Annotated in this window: 1 pseudogene; it reads left to right on the plus strand. The window is 31.0% G+C overall.

The window, feature by feature from the left end:
* Positions 1-247, plus strand: a pseudogene (locus AST02_RS10400) (alkaline shock response membrane anchor protein AmaP); the annotation flags it as partial.
* Positions 248-274: the final 27 nt, after the last annotated feature.

A 274-nucleotide genomic window follows, 5' to 3' on the forward strand; every position in this document is an offset into this window, starting at 1 on the left:
TATGGTTGCAAAATATGATCAAGTAAGACAACCAAATGTAGTTGCGAAACTATATAACAAAAAAAATAAATCTTATATCGACATTAAAACTGACTTTTTCGTACCAAATAATGTTTAAGTTCAATCTTTAACTGAAGCAATTCGTTCGGATATTAAAAAGAATGTAGAATATTTCACAGAAATGCCAGTACGTAAGTTAGAAGTTAATGTGAGAGATCAGAAAACTTCTGGTCCACGAGTGTTGTAAGGGAGGTATATCATGGCTAACAATCAT

It is taken from the genome of Staphylococcus equorum (assembly GCF_001747895.1).
GTDB lineage: Bacteria > Bacillota > Bacilli > Staphylococcales > Staphylococcaceae > Staphylococcus > Staphylococcus equorum_A.